Raw genomic sequence first — 13953 nt, 5'->3', positions numbered from 1 at the left:
GGGGCCGCCGCGCCTAGATCCTGATGTCGAGACCGCCGTAGCCGCGCAGCCATCGCGTCGGGGCGATCTCCTGCGGCGCCTCGGCCTGATCCCGGGTCCAGCCGGCGGACCCGCCCTGGGGGGAGCCGCCCTGTTGGTTATTGCCGCCGCCGGTCTGCGCGCTGCCGTCGCCGCGCAGGGACAGGTTCAAGCCGCCGGCCGATGCATCGAGGCCGGCCTGCGTCAGGGCCTGTTGCAGCTGGTTCGCATCGCGCTGGAGCATCGCCAGGGTCTCCGGCCGATCGACCACAAGGTGCGTCGTGACCGTCCCGCGGGCCTTGTCGATCTCAAGCTTGACGTCGACCCGCCCGAGTTCGATCGGATCGAGCCGGATCTGGAAGGCGTTCGATCCATTCAGCGAGCGCAAGCCGATGGTCATCGGGACCTGCCCGATCGGGATCGCCGGATCGGGCTGGGCGGGCGCAGTCGGCTGAACGGGTACGGCCTGCGCGGCGGACCCGACGGATGCCGTCGGTGCCGCCGGTAAGCCGTTTGGATTGGCCAAGCCCGCCGCCTGCGGCGCAGGGGCGGCCGCACCGGAAGCGGCGGACTGACCAGCAGCCTGTCTGGCATCGGCCAGCGCGGCGAGGAAGTCGGCGCCGGGGCTGGTCGCGGGCGTCGTCGGATCGCCCGTGCCGGTCTGAACGGTCGCGACCGGGTTGGCGCCGGGATTGACCGGCTCGGATCGCGCCGCGCCCGCGGTCGCAGCCTTCGTGCCGACACCCGGCCCGGCAATCCCCGTGACCGTCGCATCAGGCGCAGCGTCGACCGTGCCCGTCCGGGAGGGGGTCGGCGCTGGTAAGGCAGTTGCCGATAGGGTCACTCCGGCGCCGGCCGGGGGCGTGGCTGTAATGCTATCGGCGCCGGCCGTTTCCGGCGCCGGAGCCTTCCCTTTGGTCGTGGCGATGTTGGTGGTCGCGCCGCCCGACATCGCAGCGAGCAGGCTCAGCAGCGTGGCGGTGGGATCGGGCGGCGCAGCTTGCGCCGGGGCATCGACCTGGCTCGGCTGTGCCTGGGGTTCGGCCGGGGTGAGGGTATCGGCGTCGGTGACCGGCGTGTCGGCCACCGGATCCTGCGCTGGCGTGCCGGCCGCCGCGACCTTCGGCGGGGCCGGTGCGTCCTGCTCGGCAAGCTCTGACGGTGCGCGCGGCGCCGCCGAAACGGATGGCTCCGGGTGCGGATCGGGCGCGGCAGCGGGATCCTCGGCGCGTGGGGCGGCTGCCGGTGCGGGCGTACCGGGCGTCACCGCGGTCGCGGCTTTCCTCGGCGGTGCGGCAGCAGAACGCGTCTCCGCAGCCCGGGCCTCGGCCTGCGTGGCTGCGTCTCGGTTCCGCTCCGAAACCGTCCGGGAGGCGTCGGTTTCCGCGCGCTGCGTCGCCTGCCGCGTCCGCGTCGCGTCGGCGGCGTCGCGCTGGCCGGCCGTACGGGCCTGCGTGACTGCGGCGTCGTCCCGGATTCGCGCGGCGTCGAGGGCCGCGCCGAACCGATCCTGCGTGGACGTGCCGGACCGCGCGGCGATACCCGCCGCTTCCCAGCTCGTCCGCGTGGATGGGTTCCACGCGGTGACATCCAACCGATCCGTCGCACCGCTCGCCATTCCGGGCTCCTCTTGAGGGCGATGCCGCAAGGGGCGCGCCAACGTTGATCCGCGCTAAAGCACTGATAAGGCGAAGATTTTCTAGAAACTGGTGCGCGACACCAAGGTCGAAGCTGCCGCCTGCCCGGCAGGATCTGCCGAGCGGCCGCACCCAAGCGGGCCGTTCGCGCTGGAAAGCCGGGCGGAGTCCCGCTATAGACGCCCCGTGCAGCCGGGAAGCTTCCGGGCCGGCGGCTGCGGATCCTCGTGATGAACGCCCTCGATCTCCCCAAAGCCCCCCACGAGACGCGCGTCGTCGTCGCCATGTCGGGCGGCGTCGATTCCTCCGTGGTCGCCGGGCTCCTGAAGCGCCAGGGCTTCGACGTGGTCGGCGTCACGCTTCAGCTCTACGATCATGGCGCGGCGAGCCATCGCAAGGGCGCGTGCTGCGCCGGGCAGGATATCCACGACGCGCGGGCGGCCGCCGAGCATCTCGGCATTCCGCATTACGTGCTCGACTACGAGGATCGGTTCCGCGACGCGGTGATCGAGAAATTCGCCGAAAGCTACCTCGCGGGCGAGACGCCGATCCCCTGTGTCGAGTGCAATCGCACGGTGAAGTTCCGCGATCTCCTGGGCCTCGCCCGGGATTTGAACGCGGACGCGCTGGCCACCGGCCATTACGTGGCGAGCCGGGCGCTGGCGGGCGGTGGCCGGGCGCTGCACCGCGCCCTCGATCCCGCTCGGGACCAGAGTTATTTCCTGTACGCGACCACCGCCGAGCAGCTCGACTTCCTGCGCTTTCCGCTGGGCGAGATGGAGAAGACCGCGACCCGGGCCCTGGCGAAGGACCTCGGCCTGTCTCTGGCCGAGAAGCCCGACAGCCAGGATATCTGCTTCGTGCCGCAGGGCCGCTACAGCGACGTGATCGCCCGCCTGCGCCCCGACGCGGCGCGGCCCGGCGAGATCGTCGACCTCGCAGGCCACGTCCTCGGCCGCCACGAGGGCATCGTGCATTATACGGTCGGCCAGCGCCGTGGCCTCGGCCTTTCAGGGGCCGAGCCGCTCTACGTGGTGCGGCTGGAGCCGGATACCGCCCGGGTGGTCGTCGGGCCCCGGACTGCGCTTGCCACCACCCGCATCCGCCTCTCGGAGCTGAACTGGCTCGGCGAGGGGCCGGCCGAAGCCGTGCGCGACCGCCCTGTGGCGGTGCGCGTGCGCTCGACCCGGCCGCCGCGCCCGGCGACCCTCACGGTCGGGCCGGACGGCACCGCCGAGGTAGTGCTGAGCGAGCCCGAGGACGGTGTGTCGCCGGGCCAGGCCTGCGCGATCTACGCGGATGACGGTCCCCGCGCCCGGGTGCTCGGTGGCGGCACCATCCGGCGTGTCGACGCGTTGTCGGCCCGGCCCCGCGAGGCTGCCTGATCTCAATCTCTGGAATATCCGAACGATGCTGAGCGAGCCGCAGACGGCCGGGCCGAGCACGGCCCTGATGCGCAAGGCCTACGCGCGCTGGGCCCCCGTCTACGACGTGGTCTACGACAAGCTCACCGAGCCCGCCGCACGCGCCGCCGTGGAGGCCGCCGCCGAGCATGGCCCGCGGATCCTGGAGGCCGGCGTCGGAACCGGGCTGGCGCTCGGCTACTATCCGAAGGCGAGCTTCGTCTGCGGCGTCGACCTCTCGGAGGACATGCTCAAGCGCGCCCGCGCGAAGGTCCAGCGCCGGAATCTGGCCCACGTGAAGGGGCTGCAGGTGATGGATGTCTGCCACCTGGGCTACGCCGATGCGAGCTTCGACGCCGTGGTAGCGCAGTTCCTGATCACCCTGGTGCCCGACCCAGAGGCGGCGATGTCGGAGTTCCTGCGCGTGGTGCGGCCCGGCGGCGGCATCGTGCTGGCCAACCATTTCGGCCAGAGCGACGGCCCCTTGGCCCGGGTCGAGGAGATCGTGGCGCCGCTCTGCACCAAGATCGGCTGGTCCTCGGACTTCAAGGCGACGCGGATCGAGGCCTGGGCCCGGCGCAACGGCGTCGAGGTGCTAGGCCTGAAGCCGACCTTCCCGGGCGGGTTCTTCAAGATCCTGCGGATGCGCAAGCCCGGGTGAGCGAGGTCCTGCCCGTCGCCGGGGCCCCCCGCGAGGGCCGCTGGAAGCGCGTCCGGCGCTGGCTGCCGCTCGTGCTGCTGATCGGCATCTCGACCATCGTCCTCGTCTCGGGCGCGGCGCAGCTCCTGAGCCTCGACCGTCTGCTCGCCTCCCGGGCGTGGCTGCGGGGCTATGTCGAGGCCGATTATGGCCGCGCGCTGGTCTCGGCCTACTGCCTTTATGTCGGGGCCGTGGTGGTGTCGGTGCCGGCCACGCTGATCCTCACCATGATCTGCGGCTTCCTGTTCGGGATCGTGCCCGGGGCGCTGACCGCACTCTGCGCCGCCACCACGGGGGCGGCAATCGTGTTCACCATCGGCCGCGGCCCCGGCGCCGACCTGCTCCGCCGGATGGGCGGGACCCGCCTCGCGGGCCTTGCCGAGGGTTTTCGCCGTGATGCCTTCGGTTACATCGCGGTCCTGCGGTTGCTGCCGCTGTTCCCGTTCTGGGTGACCAACCTCGCACCGGCCGCCTTCGGGGTTAAGATGCGGGTCTTCGTGCTGGCGACCTTCCTGGGCCTGCTGCCGGGCGTCTTCGTCTACGCCACCACGGGGGCGGGGATCGAGGATGTCGTCGCCGCCCATGAGGCTGCCCGGACAGCCTGCCTGGCCACCGCCGCAACCGGCTGTGACCGGTCCCTGACCCTGCGGGAACTCGTGACGCCCAAGATGGTGGCGGGGCTCGTGATGCTGGCCGCCTTCGCCCTGGTCAGCATGACCCTGAGCCGGCGCGCCCGACACCGCTCTCGGGCGTGATCCACCGACGCGGAGCCCGCTTCGACGCGAGAGCCTGCGTCAAAACAACGACTTGCCGCTATTCCCACGTGCAGGGCGCGCCGAAACGGCACTTGGGGTGTCGGTTCACATGTTCGGATCCGCCGGATCGCAATACGAGCGCGTGACCGCGCCAGGACACACGGATGGCTCCCGACCGCGAATCCGGTGGCGATGGCAGATGCAACCGCTCGCGGGCCATTACATTATAGTGCTCACGGCCTAGAGGCTGTATCGCCTGCAAAACCGTGGCTTGTGAACATGTCCCCCGCGAAGGCCGGAACCGGCTCGAGCAACCACCGCCGTCTCGATCCGCCTCCGCGACGCCCGCGCGGAGCGTGACCGATATGGCGCTCGAGTCCGACACCGCGGTCGCGACGGCTGCCGTGCCAGTCCCGGCCCAGATCCGCGACGGGTCCGACCGGCGCAGGCTGCGCCTGGGCCTGTCCGGCCGGCTGTTCCTCGTCACCGTGGCGTTCGTGGTGGTGGCGGAGGTGCTGACCTACGTGCCGGCCGTGGCCAATTACCGGATCGAGTGGATGTCCGACCGGCTGGCGGCCGCGCAGGTCGCCGCCCTGGTCCTCGACGGCCGGACGGGCGAGCCGGTCTCGGAGGCGCTGGAGAGTCGGCTGCTTGCCGGCGTCAACGCCCGCGCCATCGCGGTCCGCGGCGGCGGCACCCAGCGCCTGCTCGCCATCGAGGCTGTGCCGGAACGCGTCGCCGATACCGTCGACCTGCGCGACGTCACGGCTTTCTCGGCGATCCGCGGGGCGTGGCGGACCCTGGTGGCCCCGACGCAGGAGCCGATCCGCGTGGTCGGGGAGGGGGGGATCGGCTTCGATCGAGTCGAGATCCTGCTCGACGAGGCGCCGCTCCGCTCGGCCATGGTCGATTACGCCCTGCGGCTGCTGGTCTCCTCGCTGATTATCGCGGCGTCGGCGGCGGGGCTGGTCTTCGTGGTGCTGCAGGTCCTGATCGTGCGCCCGGTGCGGCGGCTGGTCACCAGCATCACCGCCTTCGCGGACGATCCGGAGGATGCAGGCCGGATCATCGCGCCGTCCCGCCGCAGCGACGAGATTGGACAGGCCGAGCTGGCACTCGGGCAGATGCAGCGCAGCCTCGCCGATCAGCTCCGCCAGAAGCGGCGGCTGGCCGAGCTGGGCCTCGCCGTCAGCAAGATCAGCCACGAGTTGCGCAATCTCCTGACCGGGGCGCAATTGCTCGGTGATCGCCTGGAAGGCACCGCCGATCCCACGGTCCAGCGCGTCGCGCCGCGCCTCGTCGGCACGCTCGCCCGCGCGATCCGCTTCTGCGAGGCGACGCTCGCCTATGGCCGGGTGAGCGAGCGGGCGCCGCGCCTCGTCAGGACACCGCTGGCGCCGATCTTCGCGGAACTCCCGGATCTCGCCGCGCTCTCGGCACATCCCGTGGCGGTGGCGGTGGCGGTGGGCGGCCTGTCCGTCCAGGCCGATCCGGAGCAGCTGGGGCGGGCGTTGGCCAACCTTGTCCGCAACGCCGTACAGGCCCTCGACGGCGCCAAGGTCGCCGACGCCACGGTGCGGGTCACGGCCGCCCGCGAGGAACCGGGGCGGATCACCATTCTGGTCGCCGATAACGGACCCGGCCTCCCGGCGCGCGCCCGGGAAAACCTGTTCGCGCCCTTTGCGGGCTCGACGCGGTCCGGTGGAACGGGGCTCGGCCTGCCGATCGCCGCCGAGCTGATCGGGATCATGGGCGGCACGCTGACCCTCGACACCTGCGAGGGCGGGGCGCGGTTCCGGATCGTGCTGGCCGAGGGCTGAAGCCCCTACTCCGTCCCTCGGGACGGAGCTTTATTCCGCAGCCGCCAGGACCGGTTCGGCGACGCGAATGCCGAGATCGGCCAGCAGCGCAGCATCCGCGTCCGCCTCAGCGTTGGCAGTCGTGAGCAGCCGCTCGCCGTAGAAAATCGAGTTGGCGCCCGCCAGGAAGCAGAGAGCCTGGGCTTCGCGGCTGAGCGCCCGCCGGCCGGCGCTGAGCCGGACCCGGGCCCGGGGCATCACGATGCGGGCGGTCGCGCACATGCGCACTACGTCGAACGGGTCGATCGCCTCGGCTGTGTCGCCCAGGGGCGTGCCGGCAACCGCCGCCAGCGCGTTGATCGGCACGCTCTCCGGATGGGGTGCGTGGTTGGCCAGCACGTGCAGCATCGCCACGCGGTCGCTCGATCCCTCGCCCAGGCCGATGATGCCGCCGCAGCAGACGCCGATCCCCGCTTCGCGTACCCGATCCAGCGTATTCAGCCGGTCTTCGTAGGTCCGGGTGGAGACGATCTTGTCGTAATAGTCCGGCCCGGTATCGAGGTTGTGGTTGTAGGCCGTCAGCCCGGCCTCAGCGAGGCGCTCGGCCTGGCTCGCGGTCAGCATGCCGAGCGTGACGCAGGCCTCCATGCCAAGGCCGCGCACGCCGCGCACCATGGCCAGCACCGCATCGAAATCCGGCCCGTCCTTGGGGCTGCGCCACGCCGCGCCCATGCAGAACCGGGTCGCGCCGGACGCCTTGGCGGCGGCGGCCTCGGCCAGCACGGTCTCCACCGGCATCAGGCGCTGGCGCGGCAGCCCAGTCTCCTTGTGGTGGGCCGATTGCGAGCAGTAGCCGCAATCCTCCGGGCAGCCGCCGGTCTTGATCGACAGCAGGCTCGCGCGCTGGACATCGGCCGGGTCGTTGTACGCCCGATGCACGGTGGCGGCCCGATGCACGAGATCGAGCAGCGGCAGGTCGTGGATCGCCTGGATCTGCGCCACGGTCCAATCGTGGCGGATGTCCTGCGGGTGCGGGGTGGTGACTTGGCTCATGGTGCCTTTGAGTGGGATCGGCGCAAAAAAATCAAGCACCCGGCTCAGTCGGTCGGCTCGCCGGCCGAGACCTTGGCGGTCCAGTCGTCGAAGGCGATCACGGTCTGGCGCTGATCGCCGAGCCGCTCGATCCGCAGCACCATCTCGTCGCCGGCCTTCAGGTAGCGCGGCGGCTTCATGCCGAGGCCGACGCCCGGCGGCGTGCCGGTGGTGATGACGTCGCCGGGCTCCAGCAGCATGAAGTGCGACGTGTAGGCGACGAGCTGGGGCACGTCGAAGATCATGGTCGCGGTCGAGCCGGTCTGCCGGCGCTCGCCGTTCACGTCGAGGCTCATGGCGAGGTTCTTGAGGTCCGGGATCTCGTCCAGCGTCACCAGCCAGGGGCCCAGCGGCCCGAAAGTCGGCGCGCTCTTGCCCTTGGTCCAGGTCGGGCCGCGGTTCATCTGCCAGTCGCGCTCGGAGACGTCGTTGCAGATGCAGGCGCCCGCCACGTAGTTCAGCGCCTCGTTGGCGTGGACGTAGCTGGCACGCCGGCCGATCACCACGGCGAGTTCCACCTCCCAATCGGTGCAGGACGAGCCCTTGGGCAGGATCACCGCGTCGTTCGGGCCGCACAGGCTCGACGGCGCCTTGTTGAAGATGATCGGCTCGGCGGGGATCGGCGATCCGGTCTCGGCGGCGTGGTCGGCGAAGTTCAGGCCGATCGCCACCACGTTGCGGGTGCCGCCCACGCAGGGGCCGAGCCGCACGTCCGGCGGCAGCTTCGGAAGGGTCTCGGGATCCAACGCCCGCAGCCGCGCGAGCGATTCGGGGGACAGCGCCGGTCCGGCGATGTCGCGGACGACGCTCGAGAGGTCGCGCAGGCCCCCGCTCGCGTCCACGAGGCCGGGCTTCTCGTCGCCGCTCGGACCGTGCCGGAAGAGCTTCATCGCCGCGCTCCTGAATTCCTACCCTGGAACCGGTCTCCGCCGGTCGCCGGGACCATGGCCGGGCGCCGGTCCAGGCGCAAGCGCGAACGCTGCGGACCGGTGTCCGCGCACGTGTTGCCGCCGAGCAACGCACCGGCGGAAAAGTGCATATCTACCCGTTTGTTGATCTATTGTTCCTGCATGCGCGTGTGCGGCGGAACTCAGGATAGGATCTCGTAAAAACAGTCGTTCCCAAAATAACTGCAGCATCCTTGAGCGTACTCTAGGTCTCTCGGCATGCTTCGTCTTCGCGCAGGAATGACCGATTGTCGTTGCGGTTTTGCCCTCGGAATTGGCACCATGAGCGAAGCGGTGCCGCATAACGAGTCACGAACACTCGACGGTGCCCAACAGGGTCGAAGGGCTTGGGGGACGAGATGGGCGGGACGGTGCGCGCGGCGATGCTCGCGGCGACAGCGATGGTCCTCGGCGCCGGGGCGGCGCATGCGGGCGCGTTCGGGATCCGGGAGCAGAGTACCCAGGCGCAGGGGCTCGCCTGGGCCGGCGCCGCGGCGGGTTCGGGCGGCGTCTCCTCGATCTTCTGGAATCCCGCGACGATCACGATGAACCCGGGCTTCGTCGCGGAGCAGAACTTCACCTATATCGGCCTGTCCTCCACGATCCGGCCGGATGTCGGCACCAATCCGGGATTCGCCCGCCTCGGCGGATCCGGCGATATCGGCCAGGGCGCGGTCGTGCCGGCGGGGGCGACCTCCTACCAGCTCAACGACCGCCTCTGGCTCGGCCTCTCGACCGGGGCGCCGTTCGGCCTCGTGACCAAGCCGCGGCAGGTCTGGGCCGGTGAGGTCTACGGACGCTCGTCGCGGATCTTCTCGCTCGCCTTCAACCCGGTGATCGGCTTCAAGGTCAACGAGTGGCTGTCCGTCGCCGCCGGTCCAAACATCGAATATTTTCGCCTGACCCTGCGGCAGGCGCTGCCGATCCCCGGCATCCAGCCGACCGTCTATCCGAGCTCCTTCCTCAAGGGTGAGTCCTGGGGTGCGGGCTTCACCGCAGGCGCCACGATCACGCCGCGCGACGGGACCGTGCTGGGCATCGGCTACCGCTCCTCGGTGCACCACGATATCGACGGCTCGATCGGCGTGCCGCTGGTCGCCCTGGCCCGAGCAGCCGGTCAGGTCCGCGCCAAGCTCAACACCCCCGATAAGCTGAGCGTCGGCCTGACCCAGGCGATCTCGCCGGTGGCACGGGTCAACCTCGGCTTCGAATGGGACAACTGGTCGAGGCTCGGCAATATCGGCATCGTCTCGAAGTCGCTCGGCCTTCCGGTCACTTCGCTGCCGCTGAACTACAAGGACGGCTACACCTACTCGATCGGTGCCGAGTACGACGCCGCGCCGAATCTAACCCTGCGCACCGGCTTCGCCTACGAGACCTCGCCGATCGACTTCTCCAACCGCTCGGTGCGCCTGCCCGATGGCGACCGCTACAACGTCTCGGTCGGCGCCAGCTATCGGTGGAACGAGAAGCTGACCCTCAACGCCGCCTACTCGCACTTCTTCCTCGACCGGTCGCGGATCCTGGCCGGCATCGGGCGCGACTACAATGTCGGCAACATCGCCTTCGCGGGCGTGGTCGATTCGAGCGCCGACATCGTCTCGGTGGGCTTCCGCTACGTGTTCGGCGCCCCGCCGGCGCCGGCCCCCGCGCCGCTGGTGCGGAAGTACTGAGGCACCCGCTCAGCGGTTTCGCTGCGCTCGTCCCTGCGAGCGCAGCGCTGCCATTCCATCCGACGGAACGCTTGCGGATCTTACGCTGGTCTGGGTCCCAGTGCCTCGCCCGGAACGACAAGAGGAGGCTCCGGCCGATCCTGATCTGCTTTCCAGACCCGTTGCCTCAGGCGCGCATCCGCACATAAGTCCCCGGGGCCGGCCCCAGCGATTGCAGCGCGTCGCCGCCCGGCTTGCGGGCCGGGACCCGCTCGGGGGCCTGGGCCTCGATCCACTGGAACCAGTAGGGCCACCACGAGCCCTTGGTTTCCACCGCGGCTTCGATCCAGGATTCCAGCGTCCCCTTCACCGGTCCGCCGGTCCAGTAGCCGTATTTTGGCTTCGCCGGGTGGTTGACCACTCCCGCGATGTGGCCGGAGCCCGCGAGCACGAAATCGACCTTGCCGCCGAACACCTTCGAACCCTCGAACACCGAGAGCGCCGGCGCGATGTGATCCTCGCGCGTGGCGAGGTTGAAGATCGGGATCTGCACCTTCTTGAGGTCCAGCCGGACATTGCCCAGCACCATCCGGCCCTGCGCCAGCGTGTTGTTCAGATAGCAGTTGCGCAGGTAGAATGAATGGTTCGCCGCCGGCATCCGGGTCGCGTCGGAGTTCCAGTACAGCAGATCGAAGGCCGTGGGCGCCTTGCCTTTGATGTAGTTGTTGACGATGTAGGGCCAGATCAGGTCGTTCGGCCGGAGCATGTTGAAGGCGTTCGCCATCTGGGCGCCCTCCAGGTAGCCCTGCTGCTCCATGCGGGCCTCGATCTGGCGGATCTGGTCCTCGTCGGCAAAAACCTTCAGGTCACCTGCATGCGTGAAGTCGACCTGGGTGGTCAGCAGCGTCGCGCTCTTGATCCGCCGGTTGCCGGTGGCCGCCTGCATGGCGAGCGTCACGGAGAGCAGCGTGCCGCCGACGCAATAGCCGGCAGCCGTCACCTCGCTCTCGCCGGTGGCGACCCCGATCGCGTCGATCGCCGCCTCGATCCCCTCCCGCATGTAGGATTCGAAGTCCTTGTCGGCGTGGCGCGCATCCGGGTTCACCCACGAGATGCAGAACACCGTCAGTCCCTGGTCGACCATCCACTTGAAGAAGCTCTTCTGGGGATTGAGATCGAGGATGTAGAACTTGTTGATCCAGGGCGGCACCATCAAAAATGGGCGCCGCAGGACGGTCTCGGTGGTGGGGGTGTACTGGATCAGCTCGATCAGGTCGTTGCGGAACACGACCTCACCTGGGGTGACCGCCACGTTCTTGCCGACCTCGAAGCCGCTGGGATCGGTCTGGCGCACGCGCAATTGCCCGCCGCCGGCCTCAAGATCCTCCTCGTACATCTTCAGGCCGCGGACGAGATTGGCGCCATTCTCCTGCAGGGTGTGGCGGATCAATTCCGGGTTGGTCGGCAGGAAGTTCGAGGGCGAGAGCATGCTGGTGAACTGGCGCAGGTAAAACTGCGCCTTGTGACGCGTATGCGCGTCCAGCCCGTCGGCCTCCTCGACCAGCCCTTCGGCCCAGCGGGTGCCGATCAGGTAGGCCTGCTTGAGGAAGTCGAAATACGGGTTGGTGGACCAATCGGCGTGCGCGAAACGCGCGTCCCGCGGCTCGGGGAGCGCCACGGGATCGGCCGGCTGGCCCTGAAGGCGCAGGTAGGTCGAGCCCCAGAGATTCAAGAAGGCCTGGGACAGGCGGGCCTGGGCCTCGGCGCTCTTGTTCGGGTCGGTGAGCCAAGCCTCGGCCACCTGCTGGAGGACCTTGGCGGCCTCGTTCATGTCCCCGCCGGGGGCGCCGGCCTGGGCGTCGGGTTGAAGCAGACGGCCGACATTGCGGCCCATCGCCTCCATGAACTGTCCGGCGTTGCGCGACAGCGCCTCGAAGTCCGGCAAGGCCGGGCTGACGCCAGCCGGCATCGCGCCGCTGGTCGGCGGTTTCGGAGGGGCGGTCCGGTCCGGCGCCTGAGGGCTGGTCAAACGTGCCTCCCTGTGGGTTTATCCGTCGACCCGCGCAGGGGCCGCGTTTCCGACAAAATAAAGAGCGAGCCAGAGTTTTCGCCAGTGCGCTCACGAACGCGATCGAAACATCCGGCCGATCTTCTCATGCCCGCGCGTCTTCTCATGGACATGTGACTATGGATCGACCCTCTTTGAACCCCGGATCCTGCCTCCGTGATCCCGGCCGGCACCCGGCATTCATCCGGGCGGCGCTTTTCGCACTCCTCGCCGGATCGCTGGCCGCCTGCTCGGGCGACGTCGTGCGCTCGCTCGCCTCCGATGCGGGCTATGGGCCAAGGGTCGTGGCGGCGCCGGACTTCGTGGCCGAAACCCGCAGCAAGGCCGCGCCGGACTACATGCCTGTCGGCGTCGACGCGCCGAAGCGCCCGATCCGGGCAAAGTCCGCGACCGGCCAGAAGGAATTGGAGGCTGAGCTGGAGAGCGCGCGCGGTCGCAACGTGGCGCGCGGCCGTGCCGCCGCGAGCGCCGGCCAGGGCGCGGCGGCCACGATCAAGCCGGCGCCCCCGCCTCCGTAAAAGCCACGGTTTTGTGGGTCGGCGGCGGCCCGTAAGTCTGCTAGAGTCTTTGGTTCGCGCGACCGGCACGAATGAGAGACGCCAGCTCCGGGGCGCGCCGATGGACAGGCCCATGACCGACTTTCACCGCATCAAGCGATTGCCGCCTTACGTCTTCGAGCAGGTCAACCGGATCAAGGCCGCCGCCCGCGCGCAGGGCGCCGACATCATCGATCTCGGCATGGGCAACCCCGATCTCGATGCTCCGAAGCACGTCATCGCCAAGCTGTGCGAGACCGCCGGGCGCCCGCGCACCGACCGCTATTCCGCCTCCAAGGGCATTGCCGGGCTCCGCAAGGCCCAGGCCGGCTACTATCAGCGCCGCTTCGGCGTGACCCTGAACCCCGACACGCAGGTCGTGGCGACGCTCGGCTCCAAGGAAGGCTTCGCCAACATGGCCCAGGCGATCACCGCCCCGGGCGATGTCGTGCTGGTGCCCAACCCGAGCTACCCGATCCACGCCTTCGGCTTCCTGATGGCGGGCGGCGTGATCCGCTCCGTGCCGGCCGAGCCGACCCCGGCGATGTTCCCGCTGCTGGAGCGGGCCATGCGCCACTCCATCCCGAAGCCGGTCGCTCTGGTGGTGTGCTACCCGTCAAACCCCACCGCCTACGTGGCGGACCTCGATTTCTACACGGACCTCGTGGCCTTCGCGAAGCGGCACGAGCTGATCCTGCTGTCGGACCTCGCCTACGCGGAGGTCTATTTCGACGGCAATCCGCCGCCCTCCGTCCTGCAGGTGCCGGGCGCGATCGATTGCACGGTGGAGTTCACCTCGCTGTCGAAGACCTACTCGATGGCCGGCTGGCGCATGGGCTTCGCGGTCGGCAACGAGCGCCTGCTCTCGGCGCTGACCCGGGTGAAGTCCTACCTCGATTACGGCGCCTTCACGCCGATCCAGGTCGCCGCGACCGCAGCCCTCAACGGGCCGGACGATTGCATCAACGAGATGCGCAGCATCTACCGGAAGCGCCGCGACGCGCTGGTCGAATCCTTCGGCAAGGCCGGCTGGACGATTCCCTCGCCCGCGGCCTCGATGTTCGCCTGGGTGCCGATCCCCGAGCGCTACCGGGAGATGGGCAGCCTCGAATTCTCGAAGCTGCTGCTGGAAAAATCCGACGTGGCGGTGGCGCCCGGCATCGGCTTCGGCGAATTCGGCGACGAGTACGTGCGCATCGCGCTTGTCGAGAACGAGCAGCGCATCCGCCAGGCCGCCCGCAACGTGCGTCGTTTCTTCGACGGCACCGACAAGACCCTGCACAACGTCGTGCCGATGGTGCGGGCCGGATAAGGCCGACCCGACGCGAACCGGCCGGCGTCGCGCC

The 13953-nt window shown here is 69.6% G+C and carries 11 protein-coding genes; 7 read left to right on the top strand and 4 right to left on the bottom strand.

Annotated elements, in window-relative coordinates; genetic code table 11:
• Positions 1-13: 13 nt before the first annotated feature.
• On the bottom strand, positions 14-1636 hold the full coding sequence (locus OXS27_RS15630) for a flagellar hook-length control protein FliK (protein ID WP_267357289.1): 1623 nt from the start codon (positions 1634-1636) through the stop codon (positions 14-16).
• A 249-nt stretch (positions 1637-1885) separates the two neighbouring features.
• Between OXS27_RS15630 and mnmA the strand changes: the two genes are divergently transcribed.
• The 4 genes from mnmA (at position 1886) to OXS27_RS15610 (ending at position 6333) form a co-directional block, all read left to right on the top strand.
• Positions 1886-3040: a tRNA 2-thiouridine(34) synthase MnmA gene (gene mnmA / locus OXS27_RS15625; RefSeq protein ID WP_267357287.1), complete on the top strand. Its 1155-nt coding sequence runs from the start codon at positions 1886-1888 to the stop codon at positions 3038-3040.
• Positions 3041-3065: 25 nt separating this feature from the next.
• A complete protein-coding gene (locus OXS27_RS15620) occupies positions 3066-3719 on the top strand; it encodes a class I SAM-dependent methyltransferase (protein ID WP_243916495.1) in 654 nt (217 codons plus the stop codon).
• Positions 3716-4513 carry a VTT domain-containing protein gene (locus OXS27_RS15615; RefSeq protein WP_267357285.1) on the top strand — a complete coding sequence of 266 codons (798 nt, stop codon included), beginning with the start codon at positions 3716-3718 and terminating at the stop codon, positions 4511-4513. The genes OXS27_RS15620 and OXS27_RS15615 overlap by 4 nt, the downstream gene beginning before the upstream one ends.
• A 365-nt stretch (positions 4514-4878) precedes the next feature.
• Positions 4879-6333, top strand: a complete 1455-nt coding sequence (locus tag OXS27_RS15610; protein ID WP_267357284.1) for a HAMP domain-containing sensor histidine kinase — start codon at positions 4879-4881, stop codon at positions 6331-6333.
• 30 nt (positions 6334-6363) lie between these two features.
• On the opposite strand, the gene bioB is transcribed toward OXS27_RS15610, so the two are convergent.
• Both bioB and OXS27_RS15600 read right to left on the bottom strand, forming a co-directional pair.
• Positions 6364-7365, bottom strand: coding sequence for a biotin synthase BioB (gene bioB, locus OXS27_RS15605; RefSeq protein ID WP_267357282.1), 1002 nt, complete (start codon positions 7363-7365; stop codon positions 6364-6366).
• A gap of 44 nt (positions 7366-7409) precedes the next feature.
• Positions 7410-8294 carry a fumarylacetoacetate hydrolase family protein gene (locus OXS27_RS15600; RefSeq protein ID WP_243916491.1) on the bottom strand — a complete coding sequence of 295 codons (885 nt, stop codon included), beginning with the start codon at positions 8292-8294 and terminating at the stop codon, positions 7410-7412.
• Between the two features lie 416 nt (positions 8295-8710).
• Between OXS27_RS15600 and OXS27_RS15595 the strand changes: the two genes are divergently transcribed.
• The gene (locus OXS27_RS15595; protein ID WP_243916551.1) at positions 8711-10024 is read left to right on the top strand and encodes a porin; all 1314 of its coding nucleotides are present in this window, start codon (positions 8711-8713) and stop codon (positions 10022-10024) included.
• A 166-nt stretch (positions 10025-10190) separates the two neighbouring features.
• Here the strand turns inward: OXS27_RS15595 and phaC are convergent, their stop codons facing one another.
• Positions 10191-11972: a class I poly(R)-hydroxyalkanoic acid synthase gene (gene phaC, locus OXS27_RS15590; RefSeq protein WP_243916550.1), complete on the bottom strand. Its 1782-nt coding sequence runs from the start codon at positions 11970-11972 to the stop codon at positions 10191-10193.
• A 218-nt stretch (positions 11973-12190) separates the two neighbouring features.
• Here phaC and OXS27_RS15585 point away from each other — a divergent pair, with 218 nt between their 5' ends.
• Both OXS27_RS15585 and OXS27_RS15580 read left to right on the top strand, forming a co-directional pair.
• Positions 12191-12589 (top strand): hypothetical protein, encoded by a 399-nt coding sequence (locus OXS27_RS15585; protein WP_267357280.1) that lies wholly within the window; start codon positions 12191-12193, stop codon positions 12587-12589.
• Positions 12590-12701: 112 nt separating this feature from the next.
• Positions 12702-13919 carry an LL-diaminopimelate aminotransferase gene (locus tag OXS27_RS15580; protein ID WP_243916490.1) on the top strand — a complete coding sequence of 406 codons (1218 nt, stop codon included), beginning with the start codon at positions 12702-12704 and terminating at the stop codon, positions 13917-13919.
• The last annotated feature ends 34 nt before the right edge of the window (positions 13920-13953 follow it).

The sequence above is a fragment of the Methylobacterium sp. GC_Met_3 genome, assembly GCF_026540775.1.
In the GTDB taxonomy this organism is placed as follows: Bacteria; Pseudomonadota; Alphaproteobacteria; order Rhizobiales; family Beijerinckiaceae; genus Methylobacterium.
The sequence above is the reverse complement of the archived record's forward strand: the minus strand, read 5'-3'. Positions and strand labels throughout refer to the sequence as shown.

Bases quoted from the DNA above. Each gene is read 5' to 3' on its own strand.
- OXS27_RS15630 (WP_267357289.1), bottom strand. From the start codon at position 1,636: ATGGCGAGCGGTGCGACGGATCGGTTGGATGTCACCGCGTGGAACCCA.
- mnmA (WP_267357287.1), top strand. From the start codon at position 1,886: ATGAACGCCCTCGATCTCCCCAAAGCCCCCCACGAGACGCGCGTCGTC.
- OXS27_RS15620 (WP_243916495.1), top strand. From the start codon at position 3,066: ATGCTGAGCGAGCCGCAGACGGCCGGGCCGAGCACGGCCCTGATGCGC.
- OXS27_RS15610 (WP_267357284.1), top strand. From the start codon at position 4,879: ATGGCGCTCGAGTCCGACACCGCGGTCGCGACGGCTGCCGTGCCAGTC.
- bioB (WP_267357282.1), bottom strand. From the start codon at position 7,365: ATGAGCCAAGTCACCACCCCGCACCCGCAGGACATCCGCCACGATTGG.
- OXS27_RS15600 (WP_243916491.1), bottom strand. From the start codon at position 8,294: ATGAAGCTCTTCCGGCACGGTCCGAGCGGCGACGAGAAGCCCGGCCTC.
- OXS27_RS15595 (WP_243916551.1), top strand. From the start codon at position 8,711: ATGGGCGGGACGGTGCGCGCGGCGATGCTCGCGGCGACAGCGATGGTC.
- phaC (WP_243916550.1), bottom strand. From the start codon at position 11,972: ATGCCGGCTGGCGTCAGCCCGGCCTTGCCGGACTTCGAGGCGCTGTCG.
- OXS27_RS15585 (WP_267357280.1), top strand. From the start codon at position 12,191: ATGGATCGACCCTCTTTGAACCCCGGATCCTGCCTCCGTGATCCCGGC.
- OXS27_RS15580 (WP_243916490.1), top strand. From the start codon at position 12,702: ATGACCGACTTTCACCGCATCAAGCGATTGCCGCCTTACGTCTTCGAG.